Here is a 19,263-nt window from a genome sequence, read left to right as displayed (position 1 = left end):
GATGTTCACACCGACGGACCTGGCCGACCTGCTTGAGTGCGAGCACCGGAGCGTGCTCGACCAGGCGCTGGACGCCGGGCTGCCCGGCGCGCCGAAGCCCGATCCCGGCGGCGACCAGCTGGCCGTCAAGCACGGGCAGGCCCATGAGCTGGCGGTGTTGGAACGGCTGCGGGCCTCGCACGGCGTGGTCGAGATCTCCGGTGACGACCCGGTGGCCGCCACCCTGGCCGCGCTGGCCGCCGGCGCGCCGGTGATCTACCAGGCGGTGTTCCGTGACGGCGACCTGACCGGGCGGGCCGACTTCCTCATCGCCGACGACCAGGGCCGGTACGAGGCGTACGACACCAAGCTGGCCCGGCATGCCCGGCCGGCGGCGGTACTCCAGCTGACGGCGTACGCGGATGCCTTGCGCCGCACCGGTTTCCCGACCGGCCCGCACATGCACCTGTTGCTGGGCGACGGCAGCGACGTGACGCTGCGGGTGGACGACTTCGTGCCGCTGCTGGATCGCTTGCGGGCCAAGCTGTCCGTGCGGCCGGCGGCGTTGCCGCTGAAGCTGTGGGACGACGCCCGGCCGGCCTGCGCGACGTGCAAGTTCTTGAGCACGTGCGAAACCGGGCGGGAGCAGGACCGCGATCTGTCGCTGGTCGCCGGGATGCGAGCCGATCAGCGGCGCAAGCTCGTCGAGGCCGGCATGGGCACCATCGACGCGTTGGCCGCCGCCGCCCCCGAGGATCGCCCGCGCGACCTGTCGGCGACGACGTTCACCGCATTGCGTGCGCAGGCGGCGATCCAGGTGCGCCAGGACGCCACCGGGAAGATCACCTACGAGGTGGTTGACGGCGATGAGCTGGCCACACTGCCCGCGCCCAGCCCCGGCGACGTCTTCTTCGACATGGAGGGCGACCCGTTCGCGCTGGCCGGGACCGGGCTTGAGTACCTGTTCGGCGCGGTGACCACGGATGGGTTCACGCCGTTCTGGGCCCATTCGCGGGCGGCCGAGAAGAAGGCGTTCGAGGAGTTCGTCGACTTCGCCTCGGCCCGGCTGGCCGCGCATCCCGGCGCGCACATCTACCATTACGCGCCGTACGAGGTGACGGCGTTGAAGCGGCTCGCTGCCGTGCACGGCACGCGGGAGGAGGCGGTCGACGACCTGCTCCGCGGTGGCGCATTGATCGACCTGTATGCCGTGGTGCGCAAGGCTTTGCGGGTGTCACAGCGGTCGTACTCGATCAAGTACCTTGAGCCGCTGTACATGCCGTCGGCCCGTGACGGCGACGTGAAGACGGCCGTGTCCAGCATCGAGGCCTACGAGGAATACCTGACGCTGCACCAGCTCGGCGACCCGCGGGCGGCCGAGGTGTTGCGGGGCATCAGCGACTACAACGAGTACGACTGCGTGTCGACACGAGAGCTTTTCCTTTTCCTGCACCGGGTTCGGGTCGAAGCCGGGATCGAGACCGTGGCCGAGGTTCCCGAGGAGGATCTCCTCACGCTGGTCGAGGACCTCGTCGCCGCCGAGCGCCGGGCCGAACGCGCGGCCAAGTTGGCCGCGCTGGTCGATCCGCTGTTGGCCGACCTGCCCGACAATCCCGTTGATGCGACTGACGATGAGAAGGCTCGGGCCCTGCTGGGCGCCTCGGTCGGGTATCACCGCCGGGAGACCAACCCGGCGTGGTGGGAGTTCTTCCGCCAGGTGGCCGCCCCACTGTCCGATCTGGAGGTGGACACCACCTGCGCGGTGCCGGTTTCCGTGCAGGTCAGCGACTGGCAGCCGCCGGCCGGGCGGATCAAGCTGGCCAAGCGGATGTTGACGCTCGTGTGCGATCCCGACCGGCCGCATCCCTACGCCGCGGGTGACCAGGTTCGCTTGCGGTACGGGGATTCCACGCGCGATGCGATCGTCAGCGCCGCCACGGCCGAAGAGCTGACGCTGGTCGAGAGCGCCAAGCCGGACGACACCGCCGAAGGCCGCCCCAACGCCGTGCTGCCCGGCGCGCCGGTGCGACCGCAGCCCAAGGACGAAGCCGTCGCCGAGCTGGCCCAGCTCACCGTGGACGTTTTGCCTTCGCTGCCAAGCCATCCCGGCATCGACCTGCTGCGCCGCACGCCCCGCGCCTACGCGGCGGGCTCCCTGCCGCCGCACGGCGAGGATCTCGTGCGGACCGTGATCGAGACCGTCGACCTGCTCGACGGGTCGACGCTGGCCGTGCAGGGACCGCCCGGCGCCGGCAAGACCTACTTGGCCGGCAAGCTGATCGCGCACCTCGTCGGCACCGGCCGCACGGTCGCGGTGACGTCCACCAGCCACAAGGCCGTGGAGAACGTGTTGCGGGCAGCCACATCCTCCGCGCCGACGCTGCCGGCCGCCAAGCGGCCGAAGAAGGCGCCCGAGAAGGATGTGCCTTGGGAGCAGCCGAAGGACAACCGCGGGCTGGCCCGGTGGCGGGCCGAGCACACCGACGGGCATCTGGTCGGCGGCACCGCGTGGACCTTCGCCAACGAGGCCATCCGGGCCGAGCCGTTCGACGTGCTGGTGATCGACGAGGCCGGCCAGTTCGCGTTGGCCGACGCGCTCGCGGTGTCCATGTGCGCCCGCAACCTCGTGCTGCTCGGCGATCCCCAGCAGCTGCCGCAAGTTGTTCAGGGCACCCATCCCGCCGGGGCCGAGGCGTCCGCGCTCGGGCACCTCATCGGCGACAACGACGTGATTCCCCCTTCGCTGGGCTATTTTCTCGACCAGTCCCGGCGGATGCACCCCGCCGTCTGCGAACCCGTGTCGCGGCTTTCCTACGCCGGGCTGCTGCATGCCCACCCTTGCGCCGCCGAGCGTTCCATCGACGGCATCGAGGCCGGGCTGTACCTGGCGTCCGTCGACCATCGCGGCAACACCACCCGTTCCGTCGAGGAAGCCGCTGCCGTCGTTGACATCGTGCGCTCCCTGCACGGTCGCAAGTGGACGGACAGCTCCGGCGTGCGGCCGCTCGGCGACGAGGACATCCTTGTCGTCGCCCCGTACAACCTTCAGGCCCGCGTGGTCACCCGCGCCTTGGAGGTCGCCGGCTTCCCCGACATCCGGGTCGGCACCGTCGACCGGTTCCAGGGGCAGGAGGCCCCGGTCGTGATCACCACCATGACCTCCTCCTCGGCCGTCGACCTCCCCCGTGGGCTCGATTTCCTGTTGTCCCGCAACCGGTTGAACGTCGCGTTGTCCCGGGCCCAGGCCGTCGCCGTGCTCGTCTGCTCCCCCAAGCTGGTGGAGGCCGACATCCGCACCGTCGACCAGATGCGCCTGGTGTCCGGCATGATCGGCCTCATGAACGCCGCGACGCCCTGGACTTCGTGACCGCGCTCCGGTCCCGCACCGTCAGCGGCCCAGCCCGGCGTCCCGGGCCCGCACGATCGCCTGGGCGCGGTCGGCGACCTGGAGCTTGGCGAAGATCGACGAGATGTGGTTGCCGACCGTTTTCACGGCCAGGCCGAGCTTGTCGCAGATCTGGCCGTTGGCCAGGCCGGCGGCGATCAGGTCGAGCACCTCGCGCTCCCGCTCGGTGAGCTGCGGGAAGGGCAGGTTGGGCAGGTCGTCCGGGCCGGGGCTGAGCAGGGCGTCGATGCGGCGGGCGATGCTGGGCCCGAAGATCACGCCACCCTCGGCGACGCAGCGCAGCGCCCGCAGGATCTCGTCCGGTCCGGCGCCCTTGAGGATGTAGCCGCGGGCGCCGGCGCGGACGGCGGCGAAGACCGACTCGTCGTCCTCGAACATGGTCAGCACGAGCACCGCCGTGCTCGGGGCGACGGCGACGACGGCGCGGGTGGCGTCGATGCCGTCGAGCTCGGGCATCTGGAGATCGACGAGCAGCACCGTAGGCCGGTACGCGGCGGCCGCCTGGATCGCCTCCCGCCCGTTGACGGCCTCGGCCACCACCCGCACGCCGGGCGTCGAGGAGAGCAGAGCCCGCAGGCCGCTGCGCACCACGGGATGGTCGTCGGCCAGCACAACAGTGATCTCGGGGTGGGACACCTGCTGCTCCTGTGTTCGTGACGGATAGAGGTCACCCGGCCCGGCCGGGACGAACTTCCCGGTCCGGCTGGGGGCCTGCCCCCTGTGACCGGGAAGCCGGCCGGGGCAGGCTGTGCAGTGTCGGGGGCAGTACGCCCTCACCTTCCCTGGGAGAAAACCATGTTCGTGGAGGACTTCGGCATCGTCGCGCGCTTTTCCATCCCCCACGCCGAGTTCGTCCGGAAAGTCACCCCGGTGATGCCGGTGAGCTACGGGTGAGCCCGGTGCGCCGTCCTTCCAACGGAAGGGCGGCGCTGACCCGGCCGCCGCCGGGGCCGGGCCCGCTGCGGCACCAGCCGTCGACCTCGGCGGCGCGCTCGGCCATCGACGCGGTGCCGACGCCCGGAGTCCACGCGGTGGACGAGGATCCGCCGTTGTCGGTGACCTCGATCCGCAGCTCGTCGGCGGCCGAGATCTCCACGCGGGCCTGGTCGGCGGCGGAGTGCCGGGCGGCATTGGTCAGGGCCTCGACGACGATCCGGTACGCCGCGACCTCGACGGCGGCCGGCAGCTCCAGCCGCCCCTCGGGGGCGTCGATGATGATCCGCAGCGGATCGCCGCCGGCCCGGTAGCTGAGCCGCTCGGCCTGCTGCCGCAACGCATCCACGAGCCCGAGCTCGTCGATCGACGGCGGCCGCAGGCCGTCCACGAGCCGCCGGATCTCGCCGATGGCCGCGTCGGTGTGCTCACGGAGCTGGCCGAGCAGCTCGAGCGCGCCGGCCGGCGCGTCGGTGACGAGATTGCGCGCGGCGTCGGTGGTGAAGGCCAAGCCGCTCAACGTGGGACCGAGACCGTCGTGCAGGTCTCGGCGCAGCCGACGGCGTTCCTCCTCACGGGCCGACACGAGCCGCTGGCGCGACGCCTGCAACTCCGCCGACAACGCGGTCGCCCGGACGGCGACGGCGAGCGGCGCGACCAGGACACCGAGCACCCGCAGGTCCTCGGGATCCAGGCGCGACTGTCCCGGCCGGACGCCGATCACCAGTTCCACGTCGCCATTGTCCGAGCTCAGCAGCGGTAGCACCTCGACACGCCGACCCGGCTGACCAGATGTCGCCGTTTCTCGCCCGTCCAGTCGGAACGCGGCGAACGGCAGCCGCAGCGACTCCCGCACGGCCGTCAGCAGATCGTCGAGCGAACCGGGATCCTGGCGGAGCCGATCGCCGAGCGTGCGCAGCGCCCGCACGGGATCGCCGCGATCGCCGTAGAAGAGACGGTCGATGCGGGTCTGCAGCCAGGCCCGGCCGGGTTGGAACGCGACGGCCACGCCCAGCGCGACCAGCGCGGCCCCCACCTCCCCGAGCCGGCTCTGCCACACCAGGTCGAAGAACAGGACCACGCCGCTGTAGAGCAGCAGGACCGCGCCGGAGAGCACGAGGTAGAGCAGTGTCCGCGACACCACCAGCTTGATGTCGAACAACTGGGGACGCAGCAGACCGATGGCCATGGCCACGGGCTGAAGGAAGATCAGCACCTGGAGCGAGGTGGCGCTGATGCCGAACGGCGCCCACGGCACCGCGCACAGCACGGCCAGCATCAGCCACAGCATCTGCCGCCGCTGCCGCTCGTCGCCGTGCCGGTAGCGGACCGCGAGCACGGCCACGTCGATCAGCATCGGCACGACGATGGCCGCGAGGTCCAGCTGGAGGCGGATCGGCTCCAGCGCGGTGATCGCGAACGCCCCGGTGTACGGCGGCGGACCACCGACCGAGTACGGCGAGGTGGTGGTCAGCGCCCAGCACTCGAACAGCACCGCGATGACCACGGTCAGCCAGGCCGCCGGGCGGAACCGGCGGGTCAGCGTGCCGGTCGGGAACAGCAGCAGCGCGAACGGGATGAACAGCCGCAGGCCCAGCGGCCAGGACGCGGTCGCGGCGGTGACGATCACGCCCAGCGTCTGGTCGGACCAGCCGTGCACCAGCCCGAAGCTGAGCAGGCCGACCAGGCAGACGGTGGTGGCGTGGGCCGCGCCGCCGCACAGCAGCAGCCACCCGATCGGATTACGGGCCCGCCGCCAGGCCACCAGCGCACCGCACAGCGCGAACGTCATCGCCAGCAGGCTGTCGGTGACCAGGAAGTTCTGCACACCGTCGGCGAACGACCAGCCGTCGCCGAACCACAGTCCGACGCCGGCCAGCACCTCGGCGACGATCACGCCATAGCTCAGCCAGGCCCACCAGGTCACCCGCCTGGGGGAGCCACCCTTGCCCCAGCTCACCCCGCATACGCTACCCAGAGTGCCGCGGCCAGTATTTTCGGTAGCCGGTACGCGGCGTTTCGGACACATCGGCCAGCACGACGCTCACGTTGTCCGGTGCCCCACCTCGCAGCGCGAGGTCCATGAGCTGGTCAACCGCGTCGTCCGGGACCACGACATCGGCCAGGATGCCCTCGATCGTCTCGTCGGTCAGCACGGCGGTGAGGCCGTCGGAGCAGACGAGGTAGCGGTCGCCGGCTTTCACCCGATGGGCGAAGACGTCCGGTTCGGCGTTGCTGCCGGTCTGCACGGCGCGGGCCAGCATGCTGCGTCGCGGGTAGACGGCGGCTTCCTCTTCGGTGATGCGACCGCTGTCCAGCAGTGATTGGACGAGCGTGTGGTCCTGGGTGATCTGCTGGAGCTCGCCGGCGCGCCAGCGGTACGCACGAGAATCCCCGATGTGCACGCCGGCGAGCATTTCGCCGTTCCAGAGCAATGCGGTGATGGTCGTGCCCATGCCGTACAGACCGCTGTCTCGCGCGGCGAGGTCGTCGAGGCGGCGTTGCACTTCGCCGGCAACCGAGCCGAGAGCTGAATTCTGGTCGAGTTTTGCACTCTTCCCGACGTCGACAGCCTGCTCGAGTTCGGCGAGCACCTGTACGGCGACGGCGCTGGCCACCTCGCCGTGCGCGTGGCCGCCCATGCCGTCGGCCACCGCCAGCACGTGTTTGCCCAGGTGGACGGCGTCCTGGTTGTAGCCGCGCAGGCAACCAGGGTGGGTGCGTGACACAGCGGTCAACCGAAACTTTGATGTGTTCGCCATGCCGCCAGTGAATCAGTTGTGAACTGAGTTCACAAGCAAAACGGTTGTGCACCGACGCTGCTAGGCTTCGGTCGGTGAACCCCGACACGCCCGCCAGCGCGGTCACCGCCACGGTCAGTGCCGCCGACATCGCCCGACTGGTCGACGTCGGCCGGGCGGCCGTCAGCAACTGGCGGCGGCGGTTCGACGACTTCCCCCGGCCGGTCGGCGGCAGCGCGGCCAGCCCGCTGTTCTCCCTGACCGAGGTCGAGGACTGGCTGCGCCGCAACGGCAAGGCGTTCCAGGTGTCCACCGCCGAGCGGGCGTGGCAGGCGCTGCGCTCCGGCGTCGACGACCTGCGGCTCGGCGACGAGGTCGCCCGTGCCGGCATCTTCCTCGCCGGCAGCGGCGGGTTCGACGACTCGCAGCTGGCCCAGCTGCTCAACCGGCTGGCCGCCGAGCACGGCGCCGCCGGCGCGTACGAACTGATCGTCGAGCGCTACCTGGAAGCACACTCGCGCCGGCTCGCCGCCACCCCGCCGGCCGTCGCCGAGCTGATGGTGCGTCTCGCCTGCCCCGACGGCGGCATCGTGCTCGACCCGGCGTGCGGCATCGGCACGCTGCCGATGGCCACCACCGCGCACGAGGTTCTGGTGCAGGACACCGACCGCGCCGCCGTGGTGATCGCCTCGTGCCGGCTGACGCTGCGGGACACCGATGTCGACATGGCCACCGGCGACTCGCTGCGGCACGACCGGTTCGCCGGTCAGCTCGTCGACGCCGTGCTGTGCGACCCGCCGGTCAACGACCGGACGTGGGGACACGAGGAGCTCGTCGGCGACCCGCGCTGGGAGTACGGCGTGCCGCCACGCGGCGAGCCCGAGCTAGCGTGGGTGCAGCACTGCCTGGCCCACGTCGAACCGGGCGGCATGGTGGCGATCCTGATGCCGCCGACCGCCGCGAGCCGTCGGCCCGGCCGGCGGATCCGGGCCAAGCTGCTGCGGACGGGCGCGCTGCGCGCCGTGATCGGGCTGCCCGACGCCGGCTCCGACCTGTGGCTGCTGTGCCGGCCGATGCCCGAGCTGTCGCCACCGTCGACCGTGTTGATCACCGACGAGACCGCTGGCGTGGAGACGGCGTGGCTCGACCCTGCCGCCGCCGACGCCGTGCGGATCATCGACCTGCTCGACGACGACGTCGACATCAGTCCGGCCCGGCGGCGGCAGCTGGCCCAGGGGCCGGACATCGGCCGCGAGTTCGCCGACGCCGTCGAGCGGTTCCGGGGTATCGACCTCACGCCGCCGGACCTGGCCGTGCTTTCCGAGCACGCCGCCGCGCCGACCACGACCGTCGGCGACCTGGTTCGTTCGGGGGCGCTGAGCGTTCGGCACGCACCGGTCAAGCTGGTGCCCGGCGACGACGTTTCCGTGCTGACCATGGACGACCTCGCCGCGGGCCGTCCGGCCGGCGATCGGGCCGCCGACTCCGGCGACCTGGTGCTGGTCGAGCCCGGCGACGTCGTCGCCGCCCCGACCGGCATGGCCCGCGTGGCAACGGAAACCGTTGCCCTCGGGCCGTATCTCACCGCTTATCACGTTGACGAGCAGCAGCTCGACGCCCGCTTCCTGGCCGGCGCGCTGCGGGCCTCCACCGCCCGGCCCGTCACGGGCTCCAGTCGACTCGACGCGCGGCGGACGCTCGTGCCGCGGCTGGGGTTGGCCGAGCAGCGGGCCTGCGGGGAGGCGTTCGAGCTGCTGCTGGCGTTCGAGGACCGGCTGCGGGCGGCCGCGTCGATCGGCGGTTCGCTGGTGCGGCTCGGCGTCGACGGCCTGGTCGAGGGTAGCCTGCGGCCAGGACGCTAGCGGGAGGGCCGATGATCGTCGCCGACCGGTACGAGCTCGACGACCTGCCGCTCAGCCGGGGTGGCATGGGCGCCGTGCACGGTGGCCACGACCAGCACCTCGACCGCCGGGTTGCCGTGAAATTCCTTCACTGGCCCGGCGGTTCCGACGACGAGCTGGAGCGCCGGTTCGTCCGGGAGGCGCGCATCCTCGCCCGTCTCGAACACCCCGGCGCGCCCGTGCTCTACGACTTCGGGGCGCACGAGCACCGGCTGTTCCAGGTCATGCAGTTCATCGACGGCGTCACCGTCGCCGATCTCGTCAGCGAACACGGTCCCGTTCCCGTGCCGTGGGCCGCTTCCATTGCCGCGCAGGCGTGCGCCGTGCTCGCCGCCGCCCATGCGCTCGGCATCGCGCACCGGGATCTCAAGCCCACCAACCTGATGCTGTGTCCCGACGGCAGCGTCAAGGTGCTCGATTTCGGGCTCGCCCTGCTGCGGGAGTCGGATCTGGCCCAGTTCACCCGGGCCGGTCAGATCCTCGGCACCCCCGCCTACATGGCCCCCGAGCAGATCCAGCGGGGCGCCGCCGGTCCGTCCAGCGATCTCTACGCCCTCGGCTGCGTGTTGCACGAGATGCTCACCGGCCGGCAGCTTTTCACCGGCCCCACCGCCTACGCCGTTTTCGACCGCCAGGTCAACGAGCCGCCGCCCGCCGTCCCCGGCCTTCCCACCGAGCTCGCCCAGCTGCTCAAGGACGTCCTGGAGAAGGACCCCTCACATCGTCCGGCCGACGCCGCCGCCCTCTACGACCGGCTGCTCCCCGTCGTCACCGATCTCCCTCCCCTGCCCGGTTTCCTCGACCCGGCCCATCCCGCTCGCATGTACTTCCACGCCGCCGGCCGCCGCTGACCGACTTCAGTCGCCGACGAACACCAAGTAGTGGTGGGCCTTGCGCAGCACGAGGTCACACAGAGCGCGTGCCTCATCCACCCAGGCGCCGCCGTGATGGGCGGGCAGCCGGTCCAGCTCCAGCAGCAGCTCCGCTGCCTGCAAGTGGTTGAACACCGTGTCCCCGTAGGGAATCAGCGCACCGACAAGGGGAAAGGTCGCTCGGTCGAGATCGCCGAGTGTCGTATCCCACGCAATGCCGGCCGCTGCGCGAGCCACGACCTCCCCACACAGCTCCCGACGCACCTGCATGTCGATCATCGACGCATCGTAGGGGCACGACGTCAGGCAGGCCGACTCATTTCCGCACCGCCTGTCCGTGGCGCGACCACTCGGGCGAGCGGCCCAGGGCGGTGAGGATTCGAGCCAGCGGGTCGGCCTCGTCGGCGGCGGTCAGGGCGGGGGCGAACGGGGAGTCGGGGGCAAGGCGGTTGTCGCCGTCGGGGACCAGGAGGGCAATCCGCAACGCCAGATCGGCCACGCCCGCGGGCAGGACGTAGTCGAGGCCGAGCGAACGGGCGACGTCCCAGGCGTGGACCACGTAGTCGATGAGGTGGAAGCTGATGGCCTGGGCGGCGGGAAAGGTCGACACGGGCTGGAATTCGGGCAGCTCGAACTCCGGGGCCGGCGAGGCGAAGGCGGCCAGAAGGTCGACGGCGGCATCGGTGTAGTCCGCGACAGGACTCGCCCCGAGGGGCCGAACCTCCCACGCGGCGAGATCGCTGCCGTTGCCACGGGCCGCGGCGGCGAAGCCGCGGTGCTGGGCCGTCATGTGGGCGAGCAGCTCGGCGAGTGTCCACTCGGCACACGGCGTCGGCCGGCCCAGGTCATCGGTCCGAACTCGGGCCACAACCTCGACGCTGGCGCGGATCACGGCTCGATGCTGGGCGAGCAGGTCATTAATATGCATGCGCTTACGATATGCACAAGCTTATGATAAGCGCAAGGTCGGTATCATGCGGTCCGTGACGAGGCGGGACCTGGCGGCGATGATCGCGCCGCTGCAACGCGCGCTGATCGCCGCCGAGATGCCGGTGCTCAGGGCCCATGGGCTGAGCATGTGGGGCTACGTCGTGCTCAGCGCCTTGGACAGCGAGCCCATCCGCACCCAGGCCGCGTTGGCCGAGTTCATCGGCGCCGACAAGAGCCGCATCATCGGCGTGCTCGACGAGCTCGAGGACCAGGGCTTCCTCCAGCGCACCCGCGACCCCGCCGACCGCCGCGCCCGGCTCCTCGCCATCACCGACGAGGGCCGCCGCAAGCGCAACGCCGTCCAGGCCGAGATCCAGCGCAACGAGGACCGCTTGCTCGGACGCCTCCCCCTCGACGACCGGTCGGCCTTCCTCCGCGCGCTGGCGACACTCTCAGCCCTGCCACCGCAATAAGGCAGGACGGGCTCACCCCAGCTCGCGGCGGCAAGCACGGCAGCTGCACGCAGGGCGGCAGTCCTTCACGGTGCTGTCCGAGCGGCGGCGCCGGTGATGTTGCGGACCATGCCGCCGAACACCAGGTCGTGGAAGGGAGAGATGGCCTTCCAGTAGACGTGGCCGGCGAGGCCGTGGGGCTGGAAGACGGCGCGCTGGCGGTAGCGGCTGCCGCCGGAAGGGGACGGCTCGACGCCGAGTTCGAGCCACGCGCGGCCGGGGAGTTTCATCTCGGCGCGGAGGCGAAGCAGCCGCGGGCGGTCGAGGGTCTCGACGCGCCACCAGTCGAGGGCCTCGCCGACGTGGAGTCGACGGGGATCGCGACGACCACGGCGAAGCCCGACGCCGCCGACGAGGCGGTCGGCCCAACCGCGAACGGCCCAGGCGAGCGGGAAGGAATACCAACCGTGCTCGCCGCCGATGGCCTCGATGACCTGCCACACCAACAAAGGCGCGGCGTCGCACTGGTGCTCGCGGACGTCCTCGTAGAGACTGCCGCCGGCCCACGAAGGATCGGTCGGCAGCGGATCGGCGGGCTCGCCGCTGGCGTCGGACCACCGGGTCGGCACGTCGGCACGGGCGATCCGAGCCAGGGCAAGCTCCACGGCCCGCTCGTAGTGGGTGAGGCCGTCGGCGGGATCGGGGATGTGCCGGGCGATGTCGTGGTCATGGCAGACGACCTCGTGCACGAGCGACTCGATCAGCGGCACGGCAATGGATCCCGGCACGGGCGTGACCAGGTTGACCCACTGGGCGGACAGCCACGGCGTCAAGACGGGAACAGGCAACACCATTCGCCGCGGCAGGCCGGCGACCACGGCGTAGCGGCGCATCATGTCCAAGTACGTCAACACATCCGGCCCGCCGATGTCGAAGGACCGATGCACGTCCGGCGGCAACGCGGCGGCGTGCACGAGGTAGTGCAGCACGTCCCGGACGGCGATCGGCTGGACCCGGTTGCGCACCCAACGCGGGGTGATCATCGCCGGCAGGCGTTCGCTGAGGTACCGCAGCATCTCGAAGCTGGCCGACCCGGAACCGATGATCACCGCGGCCTGGAGCACCACTGCCGGCACCCGCCCGGCGAGGAAGATCCGGCCGACCTCGGCCCGTGAGGCCAGATGGGGCGACAGTTCCTCCCCGTCCGGCACGATGCCGCCCAGGTAGACGATGCGTTCCACGCCGTGCGACGCCGCCGCGTCGGCCACGGACTGTGCGGCCGCGCGGTCGACGTCGACGAAGTCGCGCCGGTTGAGCGAGTGAACCAGGTAGTACACAACCTCCTGGCCCTCGATGGCGGTCCGCACCTCGTCGTCACTGGTCACGTCGCCGCGCACGACCTGCACCCGGTCCCGCCACGCGGCTTCGTCGAGCTTGTCCGGCGAGCGGGCAACGACCCTGACCTGGTGGCCGGCGTCCAGCAGGGCCGGCACGACCCGGCCGCCGATGTAGCCGGTGGCGCCGAAGACAACACATCGCATGCTTCGAGGGTGCCCCGGTGTCAGCCTTCCCGCAGCGCGTCGGTGACCATCCGGAAGTCGTAGGCCGCCGGCACGGGCTCGTCGCCGGCGATGAGACGCCACGTGTCGGTGAGGATCTCCTCGCCTTCCCGGAGGTCGGGCACCTCGAAACCGGCGTCGAAGACGGCACGGGCGCCGGCGACATCGCCGAGGGCATGGCGGATACGGGCGTCCAGCAGACGCAGCCGGCCGAGCGCGGCAACGGAATCGGGCAGGGATGCGAGCACTGTGGCCGCCTCCGCAGCCAAACCGGCGGCGAGCAGCGCTTCCAGGGCCTCGATGGCGAGACCGGGCACCGTCGGGGCGAGCTCGACGGCCCGGAGCAGCAGACCGGCGGCCCGGTCCGGACGGGCGAAAGCCAAGGCACGTAAGGACCACGGCGACTCGGCCAGCGCCGACGACTGCTCCCACGCGGACTCGGCACCGAGAGTGTCGCCGTCGTACCAGCGAGCAACGCCCAGGTGGTACAAGGAGATCCACGACTCGGGGGCCGCCTCCAACAGCGAATGCCAAGCCACCAAGGTGCATCCTGGTGGCGACAGCGGATCGCCGACGGGCATGGCCCCGTCCAGCAGCGCCAGCCACGGGGCCTGGTCGTCACCGAGGGAGTCGAACGGTGTGCCGGGCAACGGATCCGTTCCGGTGCGGAGCAACTCCAACGCACCCCAGCCGGAGCCGGAGAACAGCCGCGCCGGCTCGGCGTCGGCGATCGACCGCCACGAATCCAGTGGCAGCGGAGGGAAATCACCGTACGGCCCGTACGCCTCCAGCCAGTCCCACGATGCCCCGCCGGGCATCGGCACGTACTCGAACTGCGTCGGGGCCAGGCCGGCCTGGATCTCCAGGTAGCCGTCGGTCCCCGGGGCCAGCCACGACTGCCAGCGCCGGCCGCCCGGGTTGGTGCCCCACACGAACAACTTCCGGCCACGCAGGCGATCCGTCGAGGCCTGCATCAGCCCGAAGCCGGACGAGTCGACCGCGGCAATCCACGGTGGACTGTCCGCGGGAATGTCGTAGAACAGGTCGGCGGCGTCACGGTCGGCCACGGTCACGAAGGAAGCGTCCACACGGGACAGTTGCTGCGTGTACCCGTAGTGCCAGCCTTCCGAGGCCGGCACCAGGATCCGCGTGTCGTCGGTGCGGGGAACGGCCGCGTTCGACCACCAGTAGGCGGGAACCTCGTACTGCCAAGGGTTTCGGATCCGCACGCCGACGTACAGGAACTCCGAGTCCGGCGGCAGCCAGAGATCCACCTGGTACACCAGGTTGCGGGTCCGCTCCCACTCCCACAGCCGCAGCACCGGCGAGCCGTCGGGCCCTTCCACGGTCCCGGCGTACATCGGCGCGCAGGTCATGGTCGTGTGCCCGGTGCTGCCGAGGTTCCACTCCACGCCGCCGGCGAACCAGGCGTTGCGCAGCGCGAGGTTGGCCGGTTGGAGGACCGGGTTCCGGAACAGCAGGTCCCGACCGGTCGGCTTGTGTACCAGCGAGTACAGCCGGCCGCCGAGCCCCGGCAGCACCGTCGCCCGCAGGTAGTCGTTCTCCAGCACCACGGCCGGCAGGTCGGTCTCGACCAGTGACCGCCCGTAGCCGTCCTGCCGGAGGCAGGGCAGCACCTTCGCCCGGTCCTCACCCAGCACGGGCAGCGGATTCTCCGGTCCGAGGGCCGCCGCGGGCAGCCGAAGCTCGGTCACGGTCAGTGTCGTGCACCCCATGGTCAGCATTCAACCGGAGGCAAACGTTTGCCGCCCCGGTTTCGCGAGGAAGGAGGTGGTAGGCCGCGGATGCCGGCGGGCGGCGAGGACGGGGGCGATGGGACGCGGCCCGCAAAGAGGGCGGCGGGAAGGCCGGCGGCAGACTGGGCGTTTCGCTCGCACGACGGCCGCGAGCAGGGCAGAGTGGACGGCATGGCATTGCCGATCATCGGACTCGCGAAGGCGGTCACCGTGGCGGCCATCGACACGACGGTGGCGCTGGTGTCGCTGCCGGCGCGGCTGATCGGGCTGGTGGGCGCGGCGGAGACGCTGGTGGAGCGGATCACCGAGGTGGTCGAGCGGGCCGAGCGGCTGGTCGCGGAGGTGGAAGGCATCGCGGGCGCGGCCGGCGTGGTGGTGGTCGACGCGGCGAAGATCAGCGGCCAGGCCTCGGGCGTGATCGCGGTGGCGGAGCAGGTGAGCCGCCAGGCGTCCGGCGTCGTCGCGGTGGCGGAGCACGTGAGCGGGCGGGCCAACGACGTGGTCGGCGGGGCGGCCCGGGTCAGCGAAGAAGCGGCGGCGGTGGTGGCGCTGGCGGAGAGCACGGCGGGCATCGCCAACGAGCTGATCCGCGTCTACGAGCCGATCGCGCTGCGCGCGGCCCCGCTGGCCGGGCGGTTCGTCACGGAGCTGTCCGACGAAGAGGTCGACGCGGCGATCCGGCTGGTCGACGAGCTGCCGCAGCTGACAGAACACCTGATCACCAACATCCTGCCCATCCTGAGCACCCTGGACCGGGTCGGCCCGGACGTGACTGAGCTGCTCAAGGTGACGCGGGACGTCCGCCAGGCGATCGTCGGCATCCCCGGCTTCAAGTTCTTCCGCCGCCGGGGAGCCGAGCAGACCGCCGCCGCTACACGGGACGAGGCCCCAACAGACCCCGCAGCTGGTTGAGCAGGTCGCTGCGGGTGTCGCTGCCGAGCCGCTGCCGCATCCGGGCCACGTGGTACTCGACGGTCTTCGCGGAGATGAACAGCTTCTCCCCGATCTGCTTGTACGTGAGCCCGCTGACCACCAGCTCGGCGACCTCGCGCTCCCGCTCGGACAACGTGGTGGCGTTGTCGCCGGCCAGCGGAGCTTCCGGCTGGGGCTCCTGCTGACGGCCCTGGATGATCCGCGCGCAGTCCAGTAGAGCGACCATCGCCGTACGGTCAGGAGTGCGGATAGCGGCCTGACCGGCCAACCGAGCGCCGTCCCAGACCAACCCCGCGGCGGCCAGAGCCCGAGCGGCGGACTCGGTCTCCACGGGGTCGACGTCGCCGGCCAGCAACTTCACCCACACCTGGGCGGCGTCGGCGACGGCCGCGCAGTACGGATGTGCGGGGGCCAGCGAAGCCAGGTCGGCGGCGTGCCGGGCGGCGTCCTCGGGGTGCTCGTCCAACACGGCGGCGTGCATCCGGTTCCACGCCAACGACGTCGACCACAGCGGCGGATTGCCGAGCTGCCCCAGCAGCTCGGTGGCCTGGGCCAGGTGCGGGGCCAGCCGCGAGGTGTCGTGCAGTCGGCCGGCGGCGACGGCCAGTTCCCCCAGCGGCAGCAGGGCGAACAGGTCGGCCGGGTGCCGAACGATGGCCTCACGAGCCCGATCCCACACGGTCCGCAGCGCCGACAGGTCGCTGTCCCGGCGGGCCAGGCCGATCTCCAAACCGGTGGCGAGCAGCCAGTCCCGCGGCTCCATCGGTCCGCTGGCCGCGACCAGATCGGACCGGGCGGCCTCGAAGCCGCCACGGAGCATGGCCGTCCAACCGCGCAGCAGCAGGTGCCGCCGCATGGCTATGGCCCCGCCCATGCCCGAGTCGATGGCCCGCCGCAACACGGCCTCGGCCACGGTGAACTCGCCGCAGTGCATGGCCACCAACGCCGCCAGGGCGGCCGGAGTATCGGGCAACAGGACATTGCGGCCCAACGGTTCGATCAGCACAGCGGCCCTGGTCAACGTGGCCAGAGCGGTCGTCGCCGAACCGGTGACCGACTCCCGCACGCCCTGGGCCAGTTGCCGGGCGGCCCCGGCCAACAAGGTCGGCGGGCCTCCGCTGCCGGGCTGGGACAGCAGCTCGTCGGCCTCGGCCAACCGCCCAGTGCCGATCAGCCCCAACGCCGCGAACGGGACGGCCGAGCCCTCGCCGGCCCAGCGGTACAACTCGGTGCTACTACCCAAAAGCCCCCGATGCGCCAACACTGCGGCGGCAACGCTGGCCCCATGCGCGCGATCAACCGCAGCCTCGGCGGCAATCGCCTGGTCAGCGAGACGTAACCCGGAATCGAGGTCCCCGGACAACGCCGCGGCCTCGGCCCGGCGGGCAGCCAGTGCCAGGGCGGGCTCGCCGGCCTCGACCGCGGCCGCGAACAGCTGCGCCGCCAAGGCCGGCGACTCGGCCAAGGCCTCGTCACCAGCGGTTTTGAAAGCGGACGCAAACAGCGGGCCGCTCACGGGAGCGCCCAACAGCGGCCGGACCAGCGGCAACAACGGACCGCTGCGCGCCAGCTGAATCTCGATCAGCCGCTGGTGCAGGGAAAGCCGCCGCTCCCACGGGCTCAACGCGAGCAGCGCCCGTTGCGCTATCGGCAGCAGCACCCCGTACTCGTCGAGCAACCCGCTGGCTCGGGCGCCGTCCATGGCGTCGCCCAGTGCGTCCAGGTCCAGCCCCAGCAGCGACACCAGCAGATCGGTGCCGGCCCCCAGGGCCGTGGCCAGCAGTACTCGCCGGACGTCGGCCTCGAGGTTCTCGACCTCGTACCGGAACCCCTCGACGGCCGCCGCCGGCACCGAGCAGTCCGCGGTCTCGGACACCGCCCTGACCAGCCGGTCCACGAACCGCGGCACGCCACCGGTCTGCTTGCCGACCAGGTCGACCAGGTCCTCGGACGGCTTGGCGCCGAGCAGCAGGCCGGCGCGCTCGCCGATCTGAGCCCGGCTCAGCGGCCCCAGCAGCACCGGCGGCCGCACCCGGGTCACGGCTTCGACCAGGTCGGTCAGCGCCGCCCGCCGCGGCCACGGCCGATAGGCCACGGCCAGCTGCGCGCTGCCCGAGGCGGCCAGCCCGCGCAGGGCCCGTAACCGCTCGTCGTCGAGCTGGTGGGCGTCGTCGACCAGCACGGCCGCGTCCCGCGCCGGCAGCTCGTGCCGGCCGTCGTACACCGGGACGCCGGCCTCGCGGTAGATCTGGGCCCAGCGCGTGAGCAGGGCGGTCTTGCCGTAGCCGCCGGGCGCACGGACCCCGACCACCCGCGGCGCGGACGGATCGGCGGCGATCGACTCGTCCAGTTGCCGTAGATCGGACTCCAGCACCATCACAGGCCGCCGCCTAGTGGGGTGTTGAAGTACTGGAGGACGAGGTAGGCACAGGCCACCACCAGCAACATCGTGATGATGCCGATGACCAGGCCGCGCCGGCTGGCCTTGCGGCGACGGCGGCGGCCACGGGGCGCCGCGGCCAGCGCCGGCTTGGCCGGCACGAGCTGCGGCGGCTCGGTCTCCACCGGCGGTCTGGCCGGCGGCTCCTCGGTCGCCGGCTCGTCGTCGAAGGCGTCGGGGTCGTCCATCGGGAACAGCACCACGGTCTCGTCGGTGATCTTGGCCATGATCACCGTCTCGGCCACCGGGTTGACCGGCTCGGGCAGCGACCGCGAGGCCATCAGCGCGGCGCCGGCGGCGATGGTCGCCTCGGGCGCGCCGTCGACCAGCACGGGGCGGTGCAGCCGCTCCAGCAGCGTCTGGCGGACCAGCGGGATGCGCGCCGAGCCGCCGACGAGCACCACCGCGCCCAGTCGGTCCGGCGTGAGACCCGCGTTGGACAGCGCTCGCAGCAAGACGTCCACTCCCTGGTGCAACAACGGCCTGATCAGCTCCTCGAACTCCGCACGGGTGACTCGGACCTGGAGCGGGGCCACGACGGCCTCCGGCGCCACCGACAGGATGTGTTTCGCCTGCACACATTCCTGCCGGAGCTTCTGGAGGTCGTCCCAGGCAGCGGCGCCCGGGTCCGGTCTGCCCGCTGTCACGAGGGCGACCAGTTCGTCGTCGAAATCGGCGCCGGCCGGGTGCTCCGCGGTCTCCGAGCGGCCGATGATCTCGAACCCGCCCGGCGACGGGCGCAGCAGGGTGGCGGTGACCGAGCTGCCGCCGATGTCGTATACGGCGATCGGCGCCGGGCCGTCGATGCGGTGCCGGGCGGCCGCGGCGGTGACCGCGGCCAGGGGCTCGGGCACTAGGGCCGAGTCCCCCAGGCCCACTCGGGACAGCGCCTCCCGCAGCAGGTCGATGCGGTAGGGCCCCCAGGTCGACGGGTGCGTGACGGTGACGCGGGCGGGCCGGTCGCCGTGGTGCGCGGCCACCTGCTCGACGATGCGGTCGATGCCGGTCGCCATCAGCTCGTGCGCGTTGTGCTGGCGATTGCCCAGCACGATGGGCACGTCGTCGCCGATGCGGCCGACGAACGGGCCGGGATCGGCCGAGACCGGCGACACCGGGTGCGGGGCTCCCCGGTGCGGACCGTCGAGCCGGGTGATCGCGGCGGCGGCGCGGCTGGCGCCGACATCGATCCCTAGCGTGTACGGCAAGTGTTCCTCCACGAGGCGCAGCGGCCAGGGCTGAAGGTGGTGGGGGCAAAGGTAACCCATTCGTGATCTGGTCCCGTAACGAAGGGGGTTCCCTAGTGCCCCAGGCCGGGATCCGGGCCCGATCCCTAGTGCTCGGCGGGCAGGACTGGGAGTGA

14 protein-coding genes are annotated in these 19,263 nt (G+C 71.7%); 5 read left to right on the top strand and 9 right to left on the bottom strand.

The features are described from left to right. Window position 1 precedes the first annotated feature (1 nt). Entirely contained in the window at window positions 2–3,346 is a 3,345-nt protein-coding gene (locus M3Q35_RS46110; protein WP_273938940.1) for a TM0106 family RecB-like putative nuclease, read from the top strand. 21 nt (window positions 3,347–3,367) lie between these two features. Here M3Q35_RS46110 and M3Q35_RS46105 read toward each other — a convergent pair whose 3' ends face one another. From M3Q35_RS46105 to M3Q35_RS46095, 3 genes are all read right to left on the bottom strand, one after another. After that, the gene (locus M3Q35_RS46105; RefSeq protein ID WP_273938939.1) at window positions 3,368–4,021 is read right to left on the bottom strand and encodes a response regulator transcription factor; all 654 of its coding nucleotides are present in this window, start codon (window positions 4,019–4,021) and stop codon (window positions 3,368–3,370) included. Window positions 4,022–4,247: 226 nt separating this feature from the next. Continuing rightward, the gene (locus M3Q35_RS46100) at window positions 4,248–6,278 is read right to left on the bottom strand and encodes a sensor histidine kinase (protein ID WP_273938938.1); all 2,031 of its coding nucleotides are present in this window, start codon (window positions 6,276–6,278) and stop codon (window positions 4,248–4,250) included. A gap of 10 nt (window positions 6,279–6,288) precedes the next feature. Beyond that, a complete protein-coding gene (locus M3Q35_RS46095) occupies window positions 6,289–7,047 on the bottom strand; it encodes a PP2C family protein-serine/threonine phosphatase (RefSeq protein ID WP_273938937.1) in 759 nt (252 codons plus the stop codon). Window positions 7,048–7,154: 107 nt separating this feature from the next. Here M3Q35_RS46095 and M3Q35_RS46090 point away from each other — a divergent pair, with 107 nt between their 5' ends. After that, window positions 7,155–8,921 (top strand): N-6 DNA methylase, encoded by a 1,767-nt coding sequence (locus M3Q35_RS46090; RefSeq protein WP_273938936.1) that lies wholly within the window; start codon window positions 7,155–7,157, stop codon window positions 8,919–8,921. A gap of 11 nt (window positions 8,922–8,932) precedes the next feature. Then, window positions 8,933–9,811, top strand: a complete 879-nt coding sequence (locus M3Q35_RS46085; protein ID WP_273938934.1) for a serine/threonine-protein kinase — start codon at window positions 8,933–8,935, stop codon at window positions 9,809–9,811. A gap of 6 nt (window positions 9,812–9,817) precedes the next feature. Here M3Q35_RS46085 and M3Q35_RS46080 read toward each other — a convergent pair whose 3' ends face one another. Together M3Q35_RS46080 and M3Q35_RS46075 are read right to left on the bottom strand one after the other, a co-directional pair. Then, complete coding sequence (locus M3Q35_RS46080; RefSeq protein WP_273938933.1) at window positions 9,818–10,111, bottom strand: hypothetical protein; 294 nt, start codon at window positions 10,109–10,111, stop codon at window positions 9,818–9,820. Window positions 10,112–10,148: 37 nt separating this feature from the next. Beyond that, window positions 10,149–10,760, bottom strand: a complete 612-nt coding sequence (locus tag M3Q35_RS46075; RefSeq protein WP_273938932.1) for a TIGR03086 family metal-binding protein — start codon at window positions 10,758–10,760, stop codon at window positions 10,149–10,151. 55 nt (window positions 10,761–10,815) lie between these two features. Here M3Q35_RS46075 and M3Q35_RS46070 point away from each other — a divergent pair, with 55 nt between their 5' ends. After that, the gene (locus tag M3Q35_RS46070) at window positions 10,816–11,235 is read left to right on the top strand and encodes a MarR family winged helix-turn-helix transcriptional regulator (protein WP_273938931.1); all 420 of its coding nucleotides are present in this window, start codon (window positions 10,816–10,818) and stop codon (window positions 11,233–11,235) included. A gap of 65 nt (window positions 11,236–11,300) precedes the next feature. On the opposite strand, the gene M3Q35_RS46065 is transcribed toward M3Q35_RS46070, so the two are convergent. Together M3Q35_RS46065 and M3Q35_RS46060 are read right to left on the bottom strand one after the other, a co-directional pair. Then, window positions 11,301–12,755: an SDR family oxidoreductase gene (locus M3Q35_RS46065; protein ID WP_273938930.1), complete on the bottom strand. Its 1,455-nt coding sequence runs from the start codon at window positions 12,753–12,755 to the stop codon at window positions 11,301–11,303. 20 nt (window positions 12,756–12,775) lie between these two features. Further along, on the bottom strand, window positions 12,776–14,518 hold the full coding sequence (locus tag M3Q35_RS46060; protein WP_273938928.1) for a DUF5107 domain-containing protein: 1,743 nt from the start codon (window positions 14,516–14,518) through the stop codon (window positions 12,776–12,778). Window positions 14,519–14,701: 183 nt separating this feature from the next. On the opposite strand from M3Q35_RS46060, the gene M3Q35_RS46055 reads away from it, so the two are divergent. Further along, a complete protein-coding gene (locus M3Q35_RS46055) occupies window positions 14,702–15,442 on the top strand; it encodes a hypothetical protein (RefSeq protein WP_273938927.1) in 741 nt (246 codons plus the stop codon). On the opposite strand, the gene M3Q35_RS46050 is transcribed toward M3Q35_RS46055, so the two are convergent. Together M3Q35_RS46050 and M3Q35_RS46045 are read right to left on the bottom strand one after the other, a co-directional pair. Then, window positions 15,402–17,840 carry a helix-turn-helix transcriptional regulator gene (locus M3Q35_RS46050; protein WP_273944724.1) on the bottom strand — a complete coding sequence of 813 codons (2,439 nt, stop codon included), beginning with the start codon at window positions 17,838–17,840 and terminating at the stop codon, window positions 15,402–15,404. The genes M3Q35_RS46055 and M3Q35_RS46050 overlap by 41 nt on opposite strands. After that, complete coding sequence (locus M3Q35_RS46045) at window positions 17,840–19,108, bottom strand: Hsp70 family protein (RefSeq protein WP_273938926.1); 1,269 nt, start codon at window positions 19,106–19,108, stop codon at window positions 17,840–17,842. Before M3Q35_RS46045 ends, M3Q35_RS46050 begins: the two co-directional genes overlap by 1 nt. Window positions 19,109–19,263 lie beyond the last annotated feature (155 nt).

The sequence above is a fragment of the Kutzneria chonburiensis genome (assembly GCF_028622115.1).
GTDB lineage: Bacteria > Actinomycetota > Actinomycetes > Mycobacteriales > Pseudonocardiaceae > Kutzneria > Kutzneria chonburiensis.
This window is presented reverse-complemented; position numbering and strand designations above follow the sequence as displayed.

What these genes read in the sequence shown, in the direction of transcription:
- M3Q35_RS46075 (WP_273938932.1), bottom strand. Translation starts at nt 10,760, where the DNA reads ATGCATATTAATGACCTGCTCGCCCAGCATCGAGCCGTGATCCGCGCC.
- M3Q35_RS46065 (WP_273938930.1), bottom strand. Translation starts at nt 12,755, where the DNA reads ATGCGATGTGTTGTCTTCGGCGCCACCGGCTACATCGGCGGCCGGGTC.
- M3Q35_RS46060 (WP_273938928.1), bottom strand. Translation starts at nt 14,518, where the DNA reads ATGCTGACCATGGGGTGCACGACACTGACCGTGACCGAGCTTCGGCTG.
- M3Q35_RS46050 (WP_273944724.1), bottom strand. Translation starts at nt 17,840, where the DNA reads ATGGTGCTGGAGTCCGATCTACGGCAACTGGACGAGTCGATCGCCGCC.
- M3Q35_RS46080 (WP_273938933.1), bottom strand. Translation starts at nt 10,111, where the DNA reads ATGATCGACATGCAGGTGCGTCGGGAGCTGTGTGGGGAGGTCGTGGCT.
- M3Q35_RS46085 (WP_273938934.1), top strand. Translation starts at nt 8,933, where the DNA reads ATGATCGTCGCCGACCGGTACGAGCTCGACGACCTGCCGCTCAGCCGG.
- M3Q35_RS46110 (WP_273938940.1), top strand. Translation starts at nt 2, where the DNA reads ATGTTCACACCGACGGACCTGGCCGACCTGCTTGAGTGCGAGCACCGG.
- M3Q35_RS46055 (WP_273938927.1), top strand. Translation starts at nt 14,702, where the DNA reads ATGGCATTGCCGATCATCGGACTCGCGAAGGCGGTCACCGTGGCGGCC.